At 42.2% G+C, this 20,969-nt stretch carries 14 protein-coding genes; all 14 read right to left on the bottom strand.

Annotated elements, in window-relative coordinates:
* Positions 1-19: 19 nt before the first annotated feature.
* Positions 20-1,270, bottom strand: coding sequence for an MFS transporter (locus tag ABN764_RS03500; RefSeq protein WP_446670927.1), 1,251 nt, complete (start codon positions 1,268-1,270; stop codon positions 20-22).
* Between the two features lie 101 nt (positions 1,271-1,371).
* Positions 1,372-2,247 carry a 3-hydroxyacyl-CoA dehydrogenase family protein gene (locus tag ABN764_RS03495; protein ID WP_446670926.1) on the bottom strand — a complete coding sequence of 292 codons (876 nt, stop codon included), beginning with the start codon at positions 2,245-2,247 and terminating at the stop codon, positions 1,372-1,374.
* A gap of 270 nt (positions 2,248-2,517) precedes the next feature.
* A complete protein-coding gene (locus tag ABN764_RS03490; protein ID WP_028532981.1) occupies positions 2,518-2,766 on the bottom strand; it encodes an acyl carrier protein in 249 nt (82 codons plus the stop codon).
* Between the two features lie 27 nt (positions 2,767-2,793).
* Positions 2,794-3,729 carry an ACP S-malonyltransferase gene (locus ABN764_RS03485; protein WP_446670925.1) on the bottom strand — a complete coding sequence of 312 codons (936 nt, stop codon included), beginning with the start codon at positions 3,727-3,729 and terminating at the stop codon, positions 2,794-2,796.
* 8 nt (positions 3,730-3,737) lie between these two features.
* Positions 3,738-4,436 (bottom strand): thioesterase II family protein, encoded by a 699-nt coding sequence (locus ABN764_RS03480; RefSeq protein ID WP_446670924.1) that lies wholly within the window; start codon positions 4,434-4,436, stop codon positions 3,738-3,740.
* A 47-nt stretch (positions 4,437-4,483) separates the two neighbouring features.
* Positions 4,484-10,330, bottom strand: coding sequence for a type I polyketide synthase (locus ABN764_RS03475; protein ID WP_446670923.1), 5,847 nt, complete (start codon positions 10,328-10,330; stop codon positions 4,484-4,486).
* Between the two features lie 128 nt (positions 10,331-10,458).
* Complete coding sequence (locus ABN764_RS03470) at positions 10,459-12,783, bottom strand: ABC transporter permease (protein ID WP_446671325.1); 2,325 nt, start codon at positions 12,781-12,783, stop codon at positions 10,459-10,461.
* Between the two features lie 2 nt (positions 12,784-12,785).
* Positions 12,786-13,490, bottom strand: coding sequence for an ABC transporter ATP-binding protein (locus ABN764_RS03465; RefSeq protein ID WP_021253744.1), 705 nt, complete (start codon positions 13,488-13,490; stop codon positions 12,786-12,788).
* Positions 13,491-13,730: 240 nt separating this feature from the next.
* Complete coding sequence (locus ABN764_RS03460; protein ID WP_446670922.1) at positions 13,731-14,828, bottom strand: dihydrolipoamide acetyltransferase family protein; 1,098 nt, start codon at positions 14,826-14,828, stop codon at positions 13,731-13,733.
* 6 nt (positions 14,829-14,834) lie between these two features.
* On the bottom strand, positions 14,835-15,827 hold the full coding sequence (locus ABN764_RS03455) for an alpha-ketoacid dehydrogenase subunit beta (protein ID WP_446670921.1): 993 nt from the start codon (positions 15,825-15,827) through the stop codon (positions 14,835-14,837).
* A gap of 20 nt (positions 15,828-15,847) precedes the next feature.
* Entirely contained in the window at positions 15,848-16,906 is a 1,059-nt protein-coding gene (gene pdhA / locus ABN764_RS03450; protein ID WP_021253747.1) for a pyruvate dehydrogenase (acetyl-transferring) E1 component subunit alpha, read from the bottom strand.
* An 89-nt stretch (positions 16,907-16,995) separates the two neighbouring features.
* The gene (locus ABN764_RS03445) at positions 16,996-18,219 is read right to left on the bottom strand and encodes a class-II aminoacyl-tRNA synthetase family protein (RefSeq protein ID WP_174809977.1); all 1,224 of its coding nucleotides are present in this window, start codon (positions 18,217-18,219) and stop codon (positions 16,996-16,998) included.
* Positions 18,220-18,250: 31 nt separating this feature from the next.
* Positions 18,251-19,399: an acyl-CoA dehydrogenase family protein gene (locus ABN764_RS03440; protein WP_446670920.1), complete on the bottom strand. Its 1,149-nt coding sequence runs from the start codon at positions 19,397-19,399 to the stop codon at positions 18,251-18,253.
* A 45-nt stretch (positions 19,400-19,444) separates the two neighbouring features.
* Positions 19,445-20,074, bottom strand: coding sequence for an antiterminator LoaP (loaP, locus tag ABN764_RS03435; RefSeq protein ID WP_174809946.1), 630 nt, complete (start codon positions 20,072-20,074; stop codon positions 19,445-19,447).
* Positions 20,075-20,969: the final 895 nt, after the last annotated feature.

Raw genomic sequence — 20,969 nt, 5'->3', positions numbered from 1 at the left:
CTCCCTTTTCCTCTCGAAATTACGCTCCAATTTTTTGCTGTTCCGGATTGTATTGAATAAAAGCCTTAAAGGATTTTAAGAAAAATAAAGGGATAAACAATACGGTCATTGCCATGAAGCCTGTAAATACAATGTATCTTATTGGGAAAAATTCGCCTAATATACCTCCAATAAACATCGCCAGCGGTGCAAGTCCCATCGTAAGAGTTCCCTTAAGCGAGGATACCTTGCCTCTCATTTCCTGAGAAACAGTTAATTGCACCGTTGATTCGATCAGTACATTTACAATTGCGTTGAAAATGCCGCCGATAAATAACAAAATAGCCATGATAATAAAGTTATTCATCATGACTGCAATGGAGAAAACAATCCCTGCCAGTAATCCTGATACGGTTAGTACCATACTTTTGTGGTCAGGCTTGATCCGAAATACGGAAGCAAATATCATTCCCGCAAGCATACCTAATGTAAAGATGGCCATGGCGAGCCCGTATTTAACTTCACCTAGGTTCTCTGCATTTTTAAACATCGGTGCAAGCAATACAATGCTTATCGTTGCAAAAAAATTCAAAAAACCAGCTAAAACAATTAAGTCTCTTAGCCCTTTCATTTTCCAGATATACTTAAATCCATCCTTCATATCCTGCCAGAAGTTGAATTGTTGATCCTGACTCGTTGACTTCGGAACCTTCATGAAAAATGCAAGAATAAATGAAATGATATAAGAAATACCATTACATAAAAATAAAATGGGTGCGCCTATGAGAGAATACAGCAGACCGCCAGATGAAGGCCCTATGATTTGAGAAATGGCACGCAACATACTTAAATTAGCGCTAGCTTGTACAATCTGAGAAGAGGGAACAATGTCAGGGATCGTTGAGGTTACTGCGGGATTAAAAAATGCAGCGCATGTGCCGAGAATAATTCCCGCAACAAAAGCCATCCAAATTTCGAGATATCCCAATATGGCTGCAATGCCGACGAACAGAATACATACTCCTCGTATGAAGTCCATTAAGAGGATCATTTTTCTTCTGTCTGTTCGATCTACAATGACACCTGCAAAGGGTGATATGAGAACTTTGGGCAACAACGATGTCGCCAGTAATGCCCCCATCAAACCTGGTGAACCGGTTTCGTATAGTACCCAGAAGGTTAAGGCAATTTCATAGATGGAATCGCCTAGCGCAGAAACCAGCTGTCCTTGCCAGAGTAGAAAAAAATTCATCGACCACAACCGCTTTTTAGGTTCGCTTGTATTCTCCATGTTTCCTCCTGTCGAGAGCTAAAACAAAAGAATCGCGCTCAGTTTGGGGTGATAATCCACTCGCCCACCGAACACGATTCCCTTGTCCAACATTTGTTTGATTATGCTTTCACGAAACTGCCTTCGTACACCGGGTAAGAGTAGAATCCTTGTCCACTCTTCCTTCCATGTGTTCCGGCTTCAACCATTTTACGAAGAAGCGGACAGCAACGGAATTTTGAATCCTGGTAGCTCTCGTATAAAATGTCCAGTGATTGCACAACGGTATCCAGACCGATTAAATCAGCGGTTTCAAGCGGGCCCATTTTGTGTCCAAAGCATTTTTTGAATACGTCGTCTACATCCTTCGGATTTGCAACCTGATCCTGAACCACGAATGCAGCCTCATTCATAAACAAATGGGAAATACGGTTAGACACAAAGCCTGGTAAGTCGTTAACGATGATCGCTTCTTTATTCAAGGCCGAGAGAAGATGAACAGTAGCTTCAATGGTCTCCTCCGAAGTATGGTATCCTTTGATCACTTCAACCACTGGTTTCATGATGACTGGATTCATATAATGAGAGCCAATGACCTTTGACGGCCTATTTGTAAGGGCAGCAACCTTGGTAATCGAAATACAGGAAGTATTAACAGAAAAAATACAATGATCGGGGCAGATTCGATCAAGCTTTAGATATACGTCTCTCTTGATCTCCCACTTCTCCGGCACGTTCTCAATGATATAGTCTGCATCTTGTAACAGGTCATAATCCATAGTAAAGGAGATTCGATTCAGAATGGTTTCCGGCTTTTCCGCCGCGAAATCTTTGTTGTATAAGCCTTGAAAACGAATGTTGTTGGCAATTTTCTCTTTAGCTCTCGTAAGAATGTCTTCGGAAATATCAACAAGTACTACGTCATACCCGGCTAATGCAAAATTATGCGCAACGCCAGTTCCCATAACGCCTGCACCAATGACTCCAATCACCTTCATGTTTACACCCATCCCCTTCGCATCGTTTAAGGCATAGAACGAGCTGGAATCGTTATACCTTAACGCGAATTATTAAATTCAAAGCTCACAAACATACATAGTTTCGAGTCCTGCGCAAAAGCTATCAATACTATCCCGACTCGACAGCCAAGAAGTGCTCTTGAGCAGGACTCTATCCATCCAATAAACCAAGTCAAACTGTAGAGAAAAGTCATACTAGAGAGCGTGAACGGTTTACTGCTTCAAGCCTCATTTCGTATGTTCTTACGATCATTGACTTACTGCAGCACTTTTGCTCGCGACGAACGTAGAAATGGCTTCAATAGACCGGAAGTTGTTCAAATTCAGATCTGTGTTATCAATGCCGATGCCGAACTCCTTCTCAATAAACATCACCAGCTGCATAGCAAAGAGAGAGTTGACATCTCCAGTCGCGAAAATATCATCTTGATCCTGCAGTTCTTTCTTCTTAATAAACTGGCTCAAAAATGCTCTTGTTCTGTTTTTGATTTCTTCCATCGTGATACACCTCATTGAATAGTATTTTTACTTGCTTGGCATTTTCAATCGCATGAACTTTTTATACGTTAAAAATTCAGCATCCAAATTGATGAGTCTTGATATTTTCGTAAGGGAATCCTCCAAGCTAACTTCAACAAAACTTTCAATCCCCCATTGACCTAATGTGAGGATAGAGGCATTCCAGTTCATTGGGCTTGTCATATTTTTGATGAGTTCATTCTTTAAATCAGAAGTTCTTTGGATGGCAGTCTGCGAAAATATGGATAATATCGGGATATCGCCATCACAAATCGAAATCTCCTCGACAAGATGCACGAACCTGTCAATGCCTTCTGCAGCATACGGTGAATGAAACGCATAGGGAGCATTGATGGTTGAAGCCTTGATTGCTCCCTCTTGCTCAGCGAGTCTCAATACCCGATCAACGCTGTCCTTAATTCCTGAAACAACCAGACACGTACCGTTGTTCTCGCTAGCCATATATACGTCATGTTCCGATGTTCCTCGGGCGATGAGATCGTGAACCTCATTGTACGTCTTCCCAACAATTACCCCCATACTGCATGGAATAGCAAAGCTTTTGGGGTATTCATAAATCGTTTGAAGCATTCGCAGTCCGTCGGCAAAAGAAATGGACTTGCCACAAGCCATAGCCGTAATTAAGCCCATACTGTAACCAGCCATAATGGCAGGTTTAATGCTTGAATCGACATATTGCTGATACACAAGATAATCACATGTATAAATCGTAATCCAATCGTAGAACATCCTGTCGCATTCGATATGCTGAGAGTGGAACAGATAGCCGAGCAGATCGATTCCAATCTCCTTATTTGCCGTGTAACAGTACTCCTTCAAGGCATGAAGCTGACCTTCTTCCAACATGCCCAAGAGCTCCCGATAGTCCGCTCCAACACCCTGAAAAAGAAATGCCCGCTTGTTATCCGTTAACTTATTCATGACCACCCTCATTTTTCAGGCAATAATTCGCCCTCCATAATATTCACGATTGTACTGGTATGATCGTTAATAAAAAAATGATCCCCCATAAAATGATAGAACTTGATCCTTTGTTCGCATAAGTCATCCCATTCAATCTCTTGCTTGCCATCAATCCTATCTTCAAGCCCAATAAATACGGAGATGTCACATTTAATTTTCTCTGCTCTTTGCTGAAACTCGTAGTTTTCCATGATTCTGATGTCATTTTTTAATACAGGAAGATAAAACCTCATTAATTCTTTGCTCTGCGAGAGCTCTTCATGGGTGCCTCCCAAGGCAATGATTTTTGCAAGAAACTCATCGTCAGGCATCGTGGAGCTGACATACATGTTATTTTTCACAATGGGAGATTGTCTTCCTGAGAAAAAAATATGCGCTGGCTTCCGATGCCCTTCTGCAATAACTTTATAGTACAGTTCGTAGGCCAGAAGTGTTCCCATGCTATGTCCATATAGGGCATACTCGTCTTTCTGAATTTGATCTTTTATTAAAGAATAGATATCGTCAACTGCTTCTGTCATATCCTCATAGAAGTCTTGACCGAATCTCTCCCCCCTTCCCTTTATTTCGATGGCTTCAATTTCCACAGCGCGATTTGCGAATTTACTCCAGTTCAAGTACGCACGCTTGGAGCCGCCTGCGAATGGTAAACAGAACAATTTCATGGGTACGTTCTCCTCCGAAGTACGAAGTAACAGGTAAATTATCGTCGTTAATTAAGCAGGGAGTTGATCTCGGACAAAATATCCTCGACGGATTCTTCATTATTGGCTGCGTTGCTGCCAATCTGTTCTGTCTCTTCAAAGCTCATAGCTTCGGTTACTAAATAGCCATTCAATTTCCGTAAGGATGGATAATTGAAGAAGACAGAAATGTCGACTTGCAGATCCAACAGTGCCTTTATTTCATTTCTTAAGGAGAAGATCATTAAGGAATCTACTCCTTGTTCGGTAAAGGAACTATCAACCGATAACTGATTGATATCCTGAAATCCGATAATGTCAGCTGCAGCTTTATGCAGCAAGGATAATAGATACTCGGATCTCTCCGTTTCACTTAATTCATGCAGCTTGGCGATGACATCTTCTTTTGCCGCCGATTGTTCACCTTGTGTTCCTCGCGAATGATTGTTCGTGATGAAGTTGCTTAAAAACGCTGTCACCTCATCCACACCAGTCCGCTGACTAAATAGCTCCCAATTTGCATCGACAACGACAATGGAAGCAAGATCCTTATGAAATACCTTGTCAATCATTTTCTTGCCTAGCTCTTTGGACATTCCATAGAGCCCTTTATTCTCAATGTTCTTTAATATATTGCTGTTGCTTGTCGCCATCCCAGCTTCTTCCCAAGGTCCCCAGCAAATCGACATCGCCGGCATTCCCTGGCTTCTTCTGTATGCTGCAAATCTATTCATAAAGTAATTGGCCGCCGCATAATTGGCCTGCCCCATATTCCCTACTACCGATGAAATAGATGACATCATCACAAAGAAATCCAAGCTCTCATCCTGCAATGCATGATGCAGGTGGAAGGATCCCCATACCTTTGTCTTGAATGCGTTTTCGAAGCTGTTCCAGGTTTGATCTTTGATCATCTTATCATCAATGATACCGGCCGCATGAACGACACCTTTAATCGTCAGGTTGTTCTGTTTCAACTTCTGTACCATTGCGATTACGTCAGCCTCGTCACCCACATCAGCCTGTTCAAGGGTGATGTGCACTCCCTTTTCCTTCCACGAGTTCATCGTTTCAAGCAATTTGCCAGAGGCTTGGCTTCTGCTTACTAATATGATGTTCTTGGCGCCTCTGTTGATCAGATACTCTGTGTAAACTTGACCAATGGAACCAGTGCCGCCTGTGATCAAATATGCGGCGTCATCATCAATTCGAATCGCAAGCTCCTCTTTATTCGCACGGCTCTTGGAGTTTCTAATCAGCCGAGGAATATACCTCTTATGCTGTTCTCCGAGCACGACCTGCTTCTCTTCTCCATGTAGGATTTCGTTGATAATGTCGTCTATTTCGTTTTTTAGCATATGGGTATCTGTATCAATAATGCCATCCCATAACAGCGTATGCTCAAGACGAATAACTTCGGTAAATCCCCATAACGGAGCTTGATAGAGTGATGTAGCTGCACCTTTCACTGGGTCATCTATCTGATGCACATTATTCGTTATTACCTTGATTTTCATTTTGTTGGAGTAATTTAATTCAGTTATCGATTGAACGAGATGCAATAACCCGCTGCATTCCTTTTCAACGGTATTTTTCAATTGGTAAGCAGTCAGATTATTTAGCTTAGCCTCATCTGCTGTACTTATATAAATAAGCTTGCACGTATCCTTTCCATATCGACTCGCGATATTTTCCAGCAGCCTCTTTACGTCGTGCTTATTGGTGTACGAAACAAAGAAGATATCATCATCATGCTCTACATATTTATCACTTTGTATGACTCGAATCGAAGGTATTCCATAACCATTTAACCTTTCATGGAATCGATCGATGATATCCGGGTCATTACCGATGAGTACCATTTTTTCGTTACCGCCAGCTTTTGTATTCTTGCTGGCTCTAGCTTGTTCCATCCATTCCACTTGATAGAGCAGACGCTCGCCGTTATTATTTATTTCTTTGAGTAAGGTATCCCGCTCCGTTACCTTCGCCATTAACCTCTCAATTTCAAAGACGATTTCTCCCTTTTCATTGTAGACATCGATATCGCCCACTACGCCGGATTGTTGAGAATCATCCACCTTAATATGGCACCAATAGCTTTCGGCATCTCTATAGTGATATTTCAATTTGCCTAACGAGATGGGAATAGCGGTCTTTAATGCATACGCCTCACTTTGTGAGTCCATTCTCATGCTCAATTCAGATACAAAGAATATAGATTGGAAGATAGAGTCTATCGTACCTGCATACACGATGTAGTCTTTGCCATTTGGAATGTCCTTTTTGGGATCGATATAGCAGAGTCCTTCAGCTTCACCCTTCCATACTTTCGAGATTCGGGTAAAGCCGTCCCCTAATTGAAAACCAAACTTCTTCATTACATCATAGGCATTGTATCCGGATGTTACTTCAGGGTACTTGTTTGTGAGCTCATCAATCGACACACGCTTCTCTGATTCACGCTCTTGTTCTTGGGACATGAGAATATTTCCTTTGCAATGTGTCATCCAATTCTCATGCTGTGATTGCTTATCTGTACTTACAAGTTCAAATTTCATTTGCTCAATATTAGTATCCTCGATAACGAATTGCACAACCCGCTTCTCGTCTTGTATTGCTGTTAATGGGGCATGAAATTCCACATTGGATATCGTACTGCTTACAGGATTACGGAAATCCTTAGCAATCGAGATGAGCATAGACATATGAGCAGCAGCAGGAGCTATCGCGGTATCGAAGATAATATGTTCCTGCATAAAATACGGATTCTCTACTGTATACGTAGATTGGTACAGAGTACTATTCTTTAGATATGGAGTGCTGATTCTCTGTCCAATAAGCGGATGGTAGTCAGTACCTGCAAGCGCAGGCATGCTATCCTCATGAGAGCACACTGGCTGCATCCAGTAAGAAGCTTCCCGATCAAACACATACGCAGGCAATGCTACTCGATTGTATGAACGATTGAAGCATGTCTTAAGCCCTTCCCACAGGATCGATACGCCATGGCAATACAGTTCTCCTAAGCAATGCATGATTTGCTCCCATGCATTTTTCTTCATATCAAGAGAGTTCAACAACAGATGCTCTTTATTAAGGATGAGCTTGCCAAGCGAGCATAATGTGTTGTTTGCTCCAATTTCGAGGAAAATGGTGTTTTGCGCATCCTGTAATTGGGATAATGCATGGTAGAAATCGACTTTATCCTTGATGTGATTCGTCCAGTAGTCGGCGTCTAATACTTCATCTTGTTCCACGGCTCTCCCGAGGGTGGCCGATATATAGGTCAGCCTACTGCTTCTAAATTCCACCTCATTCTGCGCAACATCTCGAAATTGCTTCAGTATCGGAATCATTAAGTGAGAATGGAATGCATGGGATACATGCAGTCGATTCACTTTCACTTTTCTGTTCTCTGCTTCCGTCGAGATTGCCTCAACAGCATCCCGCTCTCCGGATATTACGATACTCTCTTCTGCATTATGCAGGGCAATAGACACCCTACCCTCATAGCCTCTCAGCAGATCTTCGATCACAGTCTTACTTGTGTAAATAGCCGACATTGCTCCCTCTCCCGGAGCTGAATCCATCAGTTGACCGCGAAGCGCAACCAGCTTCACTGCGTCCTCAAGTGTCAGAATGCCAGCGGCAACTGCTGCAGTATATTCCCCTATGCTGTGGCCCAGCACGATTTCAGGAGTAACCCCTACACTCTCCCAGAACTTGAGTAATGCATATTCGATTGAAAAGATTAAAGGCTGTGCATAGAGGGTTCTCGCAATATCTTTCCCGGTATATTTATCGCTATAGATCATTTCTACTAGCGACTTATTGATAAACGGCTCAAACAATCGATCACATTGGTCAAAAGCCAATTGGAACGAAGGGTTGTGTTCGTACAACTCCTTCCCCATGCCGACGTACTGCGATCCTTGTCCCGTAAACAAGAACACCAGCTTGGTGTCCTGATGCATATCGATGTGTTCACGATGTCTCGTGGAGATCCCCGCTTTGTTGTTCGTATCTATGTAGGCTTGCAGCCTGTTCACTAACTCTTCTCGGTTCTGACCCGTAACCGTAAGCCTGTAAGCAAAATCAGCCTTGGCCTTATTATTGGTATACGCAAAATCGTTGAGCGCAATCTGAGGGTTTCTCTTCAAATATGCAAGATTGCTTATCACATTTTCGACTAATGCCTTTTCACTTTTGGCAGCTATTTTTACGATAGTGATAGGATCAGTATCTTTTGTCTGTGGCGCTTCTCTCTTAGGCGGCTCTTCCAAGATGATGTGGGCATTGGAGCCTCCGAAGCCAAAACCGTTAACGCCCACCCTTCTTACTCGACCTTCGCTTTTCCAAGCTGTATTTTCAGCAATAACGGAAACCGGTGATTTCTCCCAAGGAATAAAAGGGTTAGGCTCATTAAAGTTCAAATTTGCAGGGATAACCTCATTTTTGAACGCTAATAGCACCTTGATAATACTAGCCACTCCTGCTGCCGCTTCCAAATGCCCAATATTCGATTTCACCGAACCAATCTGAAGTGGATTGTCCATAGCTCTATCTTTGCCATAGGTATTGACAACGGCCTTCACCTCAATCGGATCACCAAGCTTAGTACCGGTTCCGTGCATTTCCATATAATCAACATCGGAATAAGTCAATCTTGCTTCTTTTAATGCTTTCGTGATTACTTTCTCTTGAGCTAACCCATTCGGTGCCGTTAATCCATTGCTCTTGCCATCTTGATTGATCGCGGTTCCTCTTACGATACCAAGAATATTATCGTTATCCTTTTTGGCATCACGCAGGCGTTTTAAGAGCAACACCCCGCCGCCTTCACCTCGACCATATCCATTTGCTGCAGCATCGAAACTTTTACTTTGTCCGTCAGTAGATATGGCTTCCAGCTTGGAGAAGCACACATGAACGGCAGGTGAAATCATCAAATTCACCGCACCCACGACTGCGGTATCTACCTCACCAGATTTAATCGCTTTGCTAGCTAAATGAAGTGCAGTCAGGGAGGAAGAACATGCGGTGTCCACACAGAAGGAAGGCCCTTCAAACCCAAACGTGTAGGAGATTCTGCCGCAAGCGGTACTGAACGTTGTTCCAGTAAGCGAGTAGGCATCTATTTTAGTTAAATCTCCCGATTTATAGTGGCCGAACGAATACTCTTCTCCGGCGATTCCGATATATACCCCCGTATTGCTTCCATAATGCTGAGCAATATTGATGCCCCCATTTTCAAATGCCTCCCATGTCAGTTCCAGCAGCAGTCGCTGCTGCGGATCGAGAGACTTGGCTTCTTTGGGTGACATATTAAAAAATTTCGGGTCAAATCGATCAATCGGTAGGTTTAGAAATCCACCCTTCCTGGAATACATCTTTCCAGGCTCTTCTTTGTTATCGCTAAAATAGTGATCAACATCCCATCGATCTGCAGGCATATCACAAATGCCATTAATTCCGCTCATTAACACGTCCCAATATTCCTCAGGACTATTGGCTCCCCCTGGGAAGCGGCAGCTGATTCCGACAATTGCAACATCATCATCGGAATTAGGCCCATCCAAGGCACCGTCCAGATCCTCATTACTCACTGCGGAAGCATCTGATTGGTTTAATGCGTTGTATAAGAAGTCTGCATACAGATTGATGTTCGAGTTCTCAAAAATCGATGTAACTTCGATTTCCATTCCAAATTGCATGGACACTTTTTTCGTAAATAGAGGAATGTCAACCGAGACTAATCCCAAGTTGATAAATGGTTCGTTGTAATCCTCCACTTTTTCATCCAAAATGTCTTCCACTAATTCTGCCAAATACGCGGTAATCTCAGCTTTGGTAAAGGATTTTTCTGCACTCATCTTGTCTCATCTCCTCCTTAAAGGATTCCTTTCTTGGCTTCTTGGTTGGTTTCTTAACAATTGAGAATCTCTTGCTGCATATAAAAAAACAGCCTGCAGTTCTCAAAGAACGTAAGGCTGTTTTTTCACTACTCCACACTCTTCAACGATTCAATCATATTGATTCGTGATACTTTTCTCCGTAGCAGTAAGCTTGAAAGAATAGTAAGCACGAATGCAAGAATAACCGCTATCAGCATGACGAATAGGTTTAATTGATTCGGAATTTGCTGATGGGCACTGGACAACGCCTTCACGACAAGGGTATACATGTAGCCACTAATCGGTAACGCGATAATAACCGCAAAGGTGGTAAGGATAATATTCTCGAAGAAGATAAGCCGGTTTATTTTGGGCTTCGGATAGCCTAATACCTTTAATGTGGCCAGCTCACGATTTCGCTCATAAATGTTAATGGAGGATATCGTATAGATTGCGCCAAAAGAAAGTATGATGGCACTGATAATAAACATAATGAAAATAAAGCTATTTTGCTTCAAAATATATTGCGCGGATTTCTTCAAGTCTGCCTTATCCGCAATCGTATCTACCTGTTTATCTTGTTCGAAGAAATGACGAACGCTAGGAAGGTCTGAAGCGCTGCTTGATTCTACTACTAGCGACGTTGGTTTGTATTCGATGCCAAAGCTTTGCAAATACGATGGCGTAATATAGAACGAAGGGTTCGAAAACTGGGTGGATATTTGTACTACCTTCATTTCAACTGTTTTGTTGGCAAACTCTGGCGAAGTGAACTTGATTTGAATGCTATCCCCTTCTGCAATCTGATAGTTGTTGGCATACGATTGGGGTACCAGCACACCGTTATCGTTCAAAGCGATCGAATTGCCTTTTTCGTCGAAGAAGTGGATAAGACTGTTTTCTTTCTCTGTAACAATTAACGTAGCATTTTGTTTAGTGTCTCCTTTTATGAATTCCACGGAAAAGTTGGATAAATCATAACTGCTCTTAATGCCCGCGGGGAGTTGTATCGTCTTCGGGGCACTTTCTTTCGTGTAATCGACTCTTAAATCATAGGTGTTCACCTTTTCAATTTGATCGGCAACCTTTTGCAAGGATGTCATCGTACCAAAAGCTGTAATCAACAATACCGTGCTCACCACAACGCCAACTGAGCTGGCGATTGCTTTTGGTTTATTTAAAAATATATTTCTCAAGATGAGCTTGTAGTTATAAGAAATATTACTCCAGATACCTGGAATTCTTTCGACGAGCAGCTTCTTCATCTTCTTAGGTGGTTTGGGGCGCATTGCCTGAGCTGCACATTCTCGAAGGATGGCTCTGCCGCTTAAGTAACAGGACAGGATTCCGAACGCGCTAGAGACAAGAATGGGAGGAATCACGGAAGTTAAGGACATAGAGAAGGCAATGTCAGGCAGCGAGTAGGCCTTAGCATTGGATACCTTAACTAATGGAATAAATATACTTGAAGCAGCAATGCAGCCTAGTATGGAGCCTATAATCCCTACAAGTACCGGGTAGCCCATGTAATGGAGCATGATGTTTCGGTTTTTTATACCCAGCGCCTTCATGATACCTACTTGATTTCGCTGCGAATCAATAATTCGCGTCATGGTGAGGAATAGAATAATCGCTTCGATAATAAAGAGAACGAGCGGGATGACCTTGCTCATTAAGTTATTGTTATGAATGGTTTGCTTCAGTTGGGAATAGCCGAATGTGCGCTCTTTACTGACTTGGTTCACATAGGTGAGCTCTGTGGATTGCGCTTTAATGGTTTGGCCCAATTGGTCAATATCGTAACCTTCCTTCGCATCAACCAAGATTTCATTATAAGTTAGACTGCCTGCGATTCGTGGAATAGCAGCTTCTGCTATATAGGCCACTCCAGAGGATTTATGATCTTGAATTTCGTTCTTTTTCACATACTCCACGTTTTCGCCCAAGCCGCTAATGGTGAATGTCATCGGATTGTCATTCACGCTAAGATGAATTTGAGAACCGACTTGGTACTTATGCTCTTTAGCATAATGGGAATCGAGCAAGACCTCATCCGCTCCTGACGGAATTCGGCCCTCAATGACTGTAGGTATGTTAATTTCATTATTAGCGGGAATCGAGTGAATTTTGATTGCAGCCTTCAAATTTTCAAAAACTTGTGTTGCATCTAATGTGTACCGTGCTTCGATTTTGTTAATCCCCTGGTTTTCGCTTAAATTTGTGACATCCTGCTTAGATATGTGATCGTAGTAAACATTCAAATCGCTTAAATTATGTGCCGTATAGTAAGCCTTCGTATAATCGCTAAGATTACCGCTTAACGTGAACAAGCCTGCATAGAAAAAAGCGCCCACTGCGATAACCAACACAAACGCGAGAAATTGTCCGATCGATTGTTTGATATCTCTGAGTAATTTTAGAAATAACTTCATCATTACCACTCGATCCCTTCAACATTCTGTTTGTCCTGATTGATCGTCACGCTCTCGATCATCCCGCTCTTTACCTTTATTATTTTGTCCGCCATAGGAGCAATTGCAGAGTTATGTGTGACCAAGACCACGCACTTCTTCGTTTCCTTGTTCAAATCTTGAAGAAGCTTTAACACGGCTTTGCCTGTCACATAATCTAATGCCCCAGTCGGCTCATCACACAGTAAGAGCAACGGATTCTTCGCAACGGCTCGCGCGATCGCTACGCGTTGTTGTTCTCCTCCAGATAGTTGGGAAGGAAAGTTTTTAATGCGGTCTTTTAATCCAACCTTGGATAACACATCTTTTGCATCCAGATGGTTTTTACATACTTCCGTGGCAAATTCAACATTTTCCAGCGCATTCAAATTCGGAATTAAGTTATAAAATTGAAATACAAAGCCAATCTTCTCGGCACGGTAATCAGTTAATTTTTTCTCGCTCAACTTCGTAATTTCTTGATTGCCAACAAGCACTTGTCCAGTAGAAGCCGTATCCATGCCGCCAAGGATATTCAGAATCGTACTTTTTCCGGCGCCGCTGGCACCTAGAACAACAACGAACTCCCCTTCTGCTATGGAAAAATCAACACCTGCCAAAGCCTTGATCGGTACTTCCCCTACTTTATATTCTTTTGTTACGTTTCTGAATTCGATCAGATTTTTCACTCTTCTTACATCTCCTCATAGCATATTTTTGAATTTGGGTTTGACTCGCTTCCCAATTTCCTAGGGAGATGGAAAAAGTCAAACTACATTTCGTTCCTATTCCAGATGTCAGCGATATTCGATAAGTTAATCAAGTGAGGTACACCCTTAGGTCTCTTTTGCAAATGTATGTAAATGAATATCTTGGATGTTGGATTGGATGGGAAAGTATTCTAATTCAAGGGTGTCATTCCATAAATATTATTCGTTTAATGAGGAATTAGACGTTACGCTGTGAAAATGGAGTTCATCTAAATATGTTTCATATTGACTCTCTAGATTAGCCTTAAAGGTATTGATGAATCGGAGTCCGTCTGCACCATCAAAGAAACGATGATCGAACGTTAACGTAATCGGAAGCATTTTTCTAACCACAATCTCGTCATTCTCGGTGACAACTGCTTTTTTATCCGCACGATATAAGGCAACAATAGCAACTTGGGGATAAAAAATAATTGGCGTTGCGAAGCCTCCCCCTATTGCTCCTACATTACTAATTGTAATTGTTCCCTCTCGTGAATCTGTAACTAACAATTTTCTTGACCTTGCTCTCTCGATGAGATCATTAATCTCGTCAGCCAATGCATCAACTGGTTTTTCATTCACCTGTTTAATATTAGGAATAACGACTCCGTCGTTCGTGTCCACCGCAATCCCAATGTTATGAGTTGGAAAGAGCTTCAATGAACCGTTATGCTCATGAGCGTTAAACAACGGATATTGGCCTAGTGTTAGAGATAATGCTTTCAAAAAGATTGGTGTCAATGTGAAGCGTACGCCATGATTCATCTGTAATCTTTGCTTATGCATGAGCAGATTTGTAATATCCGCCTCTGCATAAACCGTCACATGAGGAATGGTTTGCACTGATTTGGTAACAATATTCGCTATTTCCTTGCGCATGGAGGTCATTGTTACAATCGAATCATCGTGCGAATTGCCCACGACTACGTTCGGATAAGCACCTAGGTTGATGCCAAAATCATTCCATGCAGCCTTCTTTCCCTTCGTCGCGTCCATTGTTAACCACTCGAAATTTACTGCGTCTGACGCTGCCCCCTTCCCGTGATCAATGACAATGATTACATCGTTAACTGTGACGACATCTCCAGGATGATAAGGCAGTTTGTCAATTACCCCTGCAACCGGTGAAGGAAGCACAGTTGTCACCTTATCCGTCTGGACTTCTACAAGCGGCTGATCCTCAACGACGTGTTCTCCTTCTTTGACGAGATAGGCTACAATATATCCTTCAAAAAGTCCTTCACCAAGTTCCGGAAAATAAAATTCATACTTCATAACGGCTCACCTCTCCAGTGAAACTAGCATTTGTTCGATTTCATGAACAATTCTGTCGGTAGACGGCAGATAATAATCTTCGGTTGAAAATTGAGGGATGGGAACGTCGAATCCCGTGATTCGCTTTACTGGAGATTTCAAATTACTGAACATTCGCTCCTGGATCACAGCGACAAGTTCTGCTCCTACACCACCTGTCAATGGAGCCTCGTGTACGATCACGGCCCGCTGCGTTTTTCTTACGGATTCCTGAATCGTCTCGATATCAAACGGATACAAGGTACGAAGATCCACAATTTCCAGACGAATGCCTTGGGACTTCTCAAGCAGCTCCGCCGCTTGAACCACATTCCAAACCATGGAGCCCCAAGAGATAACTGTGATATCTGTTCCTTCTTTCATAACGTTCGCCTTACCAAGTGGAACCGAATATCGATGCTGTGGTACAGGATGACGCACGCTGCGATAAATTTTCATAGGCTCTAGAAAAATGACGGGATCATTGCCTTCTGCCGCAGCAATAAGAAGACCCTTGGCATCATAGGGGTTGCTAGGTATGACGACTTTTAACCCTGGTGATTGGAAAAACAGAGACTCAATGCTCTCCGAATGCAGCTCAGGAGCACGTACCCCAGCCCCAAAGGGAGCTCTTATGATTAACGGAACTTCATATTTGCCTTGTGTCCGCATGCGCAGTCTTGAGAGATGTGACAAGATTTGTTCTAAGGCAGGATAGATAAATCCCAAAAATTCGATTTCGACAATGGGTTTAAGACCATTCAACGCCAAACCAATTCCACAACCTACTATACCGGCTTCAGACAAAGGAGTGTCTACTACGCGCTGATCACCATACTTATGAAACAAGTTTTCGGTCACACGGAAGACACCGCCATTTTTACCAATATCTTGTCCTAAGAGAAGTACCTTGTCATCTTCGGCCAATAACAAATCCAAGGTCTCATTTATTGCCTGAACGAGATTCAAGTCCCTCTGCATATCCAGTCCCTCCGTGAAATCTATTGATGATGCTCTTGCATAAAGCGATTGAAGCTGCTCTCCTGCTCTTGAATATTCCACGGTTTATTGGAAAGCACATGATTAAACATGATCGCTGGATCCGATTTTGGAATTGTGAGTGCATATTGAATGCCATCATTCACTAATCGTTCCGCTTCTGTAGCAACTTTTTCTTGTACATCTTGATCCAGTACACCCTGTCTGCGCAAATATACTTCTAAACGCAGTATTGGATCTCGTGATTTCCATGACTCACTTTCCTCAGTGCTTCGATAGCGGCTTGGGTCATCAGCAGTCGTGTGAGGACCATATCGATACGTTACCGCTTCTATGAGAGTTGGCCCCTTACCGCTTCTTGCAGCTTCCAAGGCGTTTTTGGTCGCAACATACACGGCAAATACATCATTACCGTCAACCCGAACATTCTCCATTTGATAAGCGATTGCTTTTTGCGCTATGGTTTCACTGGCAGTTTGACGGGAGAACGGAACACTAATTGCATAGCCATTGTTTTGGCAGAAAAACACTACTGGCGCTTTGAAGACAGAGGCCATATTCAATCCTTCATGAAAATCCCCTTCTGAGGTTGCTCCATCGCCAAAGTAAACAAGAGAGCAAGCACGTTCATTCTTATATTTACTAGCCCAGGCAGCCCCCGCTGCCTGGGGAATCTGTGTCGCAATCGGGACATAAGGAGGAAGGATATTTCGGTTATCGGGTGGGACACACCCCTCAATTCTACCCATCCAATACCAAATGATTTTTACCATCTCATATCCGAAGGTCAGCATCGCTGCATGATCTCGATAGGTAGGAAACATCCAATCCTGCTCCATCAGAGCCATAGCGCTTCCAACTTGACTTGCCTCCTGCCCTTCGAACGCAGCATAAGTACCGATTTGGCCCTTTCGCTGCATGTTCACCAGCTTCCGATCAAATATCCGATTTAATACAAGAAGCTTGTACATCTCCATGGCCAATTTCTCGTTGATTACCATATTGTCAATTCGTAATGTGCCATCGAGTTCTAAGATTTGAAATAGACGCTGTTGCTCCATCCAGTCCCCCATAATTATAAAATTTTAAAAACAGCTTTGATAGGTTGCTTCATCACAGGCAAGCAGTCGAAGGTTCATCGTGGCGTGATTTATTCAGCGAGAAGAGCTTCAGGACATGCACTCGATAGAATCTTTGCCCAATGTTTCTCATCCAAACCGTGTTGGCAAATAAACGCATATGCTAATCTTTCTATACCGAAACCAACACATCCAGTTGAAACCCAATCTTCTTCACCACGTTTAATGTTAAATTGCTCACCAAAGAAGTGATCGTGAAAATTAAAAGAGGCTGCTGCAATGGTTCGATCGCTTGCAACCTTTAATCGGAGCTCGTATTTGAGTTCTTGCATTCTTTGATTAAATATTTTCGCCGCCGTATCATGGCTGCAGAAGAATGGATCACTAGCGATCTCGCAGTGTCCTTCCAATCCTAATCTTTGAAACAGTGAAAACGATGCTTCCATAAATTTTTGTCGGCTATCCAACACGAAATCTCTGGATCCCATAAACACAATTTCACGTATCGAAAAGTCCCATAGTCTTTCTAAGGTGCGATGATACTTGGATTCATAACGGAACGATTTCCCGATAGCTGTAACGACACGATTTTGGGTTTCAGCATGCTGCGTATTTTGGAATTGATGAAAGGTGTGGTAACACATGGTTGGAGGCAAGCAGTAGTCAACATTTTGACAGTAGGGAAGTAAATAGGAATCGAGTTTGTCGTGAGATTTGTACTCATCGAGGAAATCTTGGTAGTTATCAATATCATTATGAAGCCTTGTAACAAACATTAAGAAATGTGGGAACGAATTGAAATATCCGCATTTCTCTAAGGCTTTTGCCGAAATTAATGTTGGATAGCGGTATTCGGTTGCTCCAAATTGAGATATCGTCATCTCTTTAATCAATCGATCTAAGGAGTCCATTAAGAGGATCAGCTTATCTCCGAAGCATACCTGGCCTTCACCCATCTCATAAACCATTTGGTTTTCAAGCAATTTATCAAATACATCATCCTGAAAGTTCGTCCCGCTTTTATTGGATTCCCAAACAACTCGTGGTGGTATCACCATTTGAAGCAAGATTTCGTTTTCGATCACAGAGATGAGTTTATTTTTAATTTCAACTGGGTCGGTTCCTGGCAAGAGACTGACCTCAATGCCATCAATCGTACTCTCACCTTTAATCAGTTGAAATTGCTGGATGTTGGCAGAGACGAAAAATATCCGTCTTTCTAACTCCTCGGCGTGGTTAATGGAGATTGGTTTATCAAGTAGAATGCAATGACTATTATTCATCGTAATACCCATTCCTTTCTTCTATTCTGATTGATTTATCAAATCAGTTTTTTAATAGATGAAATGCATCCTGTGCAATTAAGACCTGCTGAATCTGGGTGCTTCCTTCTACAACCTCCATAATCTTGGCATCCCTCATATATCGCTCAACAGGGTAGTTGCGGCTGCAACCGTTCGCTCCGTGTATTTGAACCGCATCCTTCGCCGCCTTAAAGGCATGGACAGAAGAAAAATATTTGGCCAACGAAGTAGCAAAGGTAGCGGTTACCTCATTCTTGTCCCATAACTGGCCTGCTCTGAAGCAGAGGTGCCTTGCAGCGATCGTATTGGTCACCATATCAGCAATCATTTGTTGAATCAATTGATGCTCTTTCAAATAGTGATCAAATTGTTTTCTGTCCATTACATAGTCTAAGCTCGCATTCAAACAAGCTTGAGCTAAGCCAACGGCTCCCCAAGCTGTGCTATACCGTCCATGAGTTAAGCCGTTATTAGCAACAAGTGATAGCCCGAAGCCGACATTACCAACCAAGTTATCGGTTGGCACTCTGCATTCTTCAAAACGCAATTCAGCTAACATGGATCCTTTGAATCCTAACATGCCAGTTATCGGAAGGATGGTTAGGCCCGGTGTATTTCGTTCAACTAACAAGGCTACGGCTTGTCCCTCACATTGTGCAAATACCAAAAAGACATCCGCTCTTTGTGCGAAGGTGATCCAGTTTTTTTGTCCTGTTATAACGTACTCTTCTCCCACTCGTTGAGCTTTCGTTTGAAGGTTTTTGATATCACTTCCGATTTGGGACTCTGTAATCGCAAATGCAGCCATGAGTTCGCCTGAACTCATCCGTGGCAGCCAGTACTGCTTCTGCTCTTGGGAGCCCCACCGTAGAATAGAGGAAGTGACCATCCCTTGAACACCAATGATATTCCGTAAATTTGCACAACCGCGACCAATCTCTTCATTCCATAACCCGTAAGTAATGTAGTCCATGTTAGCCCCATCGTATGCAGCAGGGATCGGTGCTCCCCAGTACCCTTTCTCCATTATCTTCTGAAGTACGGAATCGGGCACACATTCCTCTTGATCAATATGCGCTGCTACGGGTACGACTTCAGAATCAACAAAAGCTTTAAATTCCTCTTGCTTCTCTTTTTGTTGCTTCGTAAGTTCAAGATTTTCGACAAACAAAATATTACCCCTCTTCTTTATAGTGAATGAGTCTATCGCCTTTCGTTAACCCAAATTTTCATTAACCTCTCGCATGTCATGTCTATCCGGCATCAAGATTTCAATTCCTACATCAATCAAGCGCTCACCACCCGAAAAACTAATCGTAATTTGTGCTCTTCTTTTTCTCTTGTCAATTTTTTTGATCATCTCTTCTAAGCCATATAACGGCCCAGATTGAACACATACCTTGGAGTCTTCTACAATAACGTTCGAATACTCGATAATATTTTCATGATTGATGAGCTGCAGGATCTGTCTGATTTCGCCCTCATCTATTTCGTTGAAAAAATCGTCGCAATTGTTGTCTGGATGTCCCACTTCTAAGAGTGGTCCCATTGACTTCTGTGCCCTTCGATTAACTTTGTCTAGCATAAACGTTGAATTGCGGAGCAATCGGTAGTACTTCGGTATTTTTTTTAGCTCATAATACATGGTCGGAGTCATCTTCGTATGAATCAATAGATAGCCAGGAAATAATGTTTTGACGACACTGTAAAATTCCCCATCTCTTTTTTCAGGAACTAGCCGTTTCGGAACACATGAATACAAATCTGCTTGGCCGAATTGTGACTTCAAGCATTTCTGAACAATGTCTTCACTGCCCGTTTCCACAAAAAGCGCATACCATCCCATACTATTTCTCCTTTTGACGGCATAATTCAGATTCGTCCGGATTTGAAATTCAATGATTAACCCGTGAACTATTTTCTATGTAAACCTGTTTACTGCGCTTATGTATCGTTATCGTAGAACAAAAAAAGGATCAGGAATTCATAAGTCGCTCCTCATCCATGTCTGCAATATTTTATTAATCCATCATTTTTACTCTAAAGGCATAGCTTCGCCACTAATCTATCTTCTTTAAAAAAATAGACTATTGCCTACGAGAACTATGTACACTAAGAAAAATTAACGTGCCTAAACAACGATTAATCTTTACAGAGTGATTATATACAGAAAGTCTTGTACGCTTAATACTTGTCTAATTCCCTCTCCATCATCTCGTTTTTGCCAAACCCTGTCGTTTCATCGAACGTTTCGACGACAAATTCGACACAAGAATAAACCTTTATTTGCTATGTATGGTTTTATTTAGACATTATACTTCCTTAATGATTTAGTGTAAATATATAAAAGACAACTAAAATGATCATTTGAAACCGTTCACTGCAGGCTACTTAGGTTTTGGATTTTCACACTTATTTACCAAGAAAAGGGTACCTTGTTTTCATAGTAAAGGGGCTTAAGGAAATCGTCAAGTTCCTATTTTATTTCCTATCAGGAACGCTCACGGTATCAACTTTCTTAAGGCAGCTAAAATAATGACTTAAGATCTAGAGATGATGCTTCACAGCAAACCGATCATCATGCCTCACATGTGAAATGAGTAAGGGGAACCATGACTGATGAAGGACTCTCGGTTCAAGAAATTAAGGAAAATGACCCAATCCAAGAGGGATACATTATTTTAATTACGTAAATCATTATGGTGTATTTACTAATTACTGGATGAGTGATATCATTTTCC

The sequence above is a fragment of the Paenibacillus wuxiensis genome (genome assembly GCF_040195695.1).
GTDB lineage: Bacteria > Bacillota > Bacilli > Paenibacillales > Paenibacillaceae > Paenibacillus_B > Paenibacillus_B suaedae.
The sequence above is the reverse complement of the archived record's forward strand: the minus strand, read 5'-3'. Positions and strand labels throughout refer to the sequence as shown.

Excerpts from the sequence above, each read along its gene's own strand:
- ABN764_RS03485 (WP_446670925.1), bottom strand. The coding sequence starts at position 3,729 with ATGAATAAGTTAACGGATAACAAGCGGGCATTTCTTTTTCAGGGTGTT.
- ABN764_RS03455 (WP_446670921.1), bottom strand. The coding sequence starts at position 15,827 with ATGCAGAGGGACTTGAATCTCGTTCAGGCAATAAATGAGACCTTGGAT.
- ABN764_RS03480 (WP_446670924.1), bottom strand. The coding sequence starts at position 4,436 with ATGAAATTGTTCTGTTTACCATTCGCAGGCGGCTCCAAGCGTGCGTAC.
- ABN764_RS03490 (WP_028532981.1), bottom strand. The coding sequence starts at position 2,766 with ATGGAAGAAATCAAAAACAGAACAAGAGCATTTTTGAGCCAGTTTATT.
- ABN764_RS03460 (WP_446670922.1), bottom strand. The coding sequence starts at position 14,828 with ATGAAGTATGAATTTTATTTTCCGGAACTTGGTGAAGGACTTTTTGAA.
- loaP (WP_174809946.1), bottom strand. The coding sequence starts at position 20,074 with ATGGGATGGTATGCGCTTTTTGTGGAAACGGGCAGTGAAGACATTGTT.
- ABN764_RS03470 (WP_446671325.1), bottom strand. The coding sequence starts at position 12,783 with ATGAAGTTATTTCTAAAATTACTCAGAGATATCAAACAATCGATCGGA.
- ABN764_RS03500 (WP_446670927.1), bottom strand. The coding sequence starts at position 1,270 with ATGGAGAATACAAGCGAACCTAAAAAGCGGTTGTGGTCGATGAATTTT.
- ABN764_RS03445 (WP_174809977.1), bottom strand. The coding sequence starts at position 18,219 with ATGGGTATTACGATGAATAATAGTCATTGCATTCTACTTGATAAACCA.
- ABN764_RS03495 (WP_446670926.1), bottom strand. The coding sequence starts at position 2,247 with ATGAAGGTGATTGGAGTCATTGGTGCAGGCGTTATGGGAACTGGCGTT.
- pdhA (WP_021253747.1), bottom strand. The coding sequence starts at position 16,906 with ATGGAGCAACAGCGTCTATTTCAAATCTTAGAACTCGATGGCACATTA.
- ABN764_RS03475 (WP_446670923.1), bottom strand. The coding sequence starts at position 10,330 with ATGAGTGCAGAAAAATCCTTTACCAAAGCTGAGATTACCGCGTATTTG.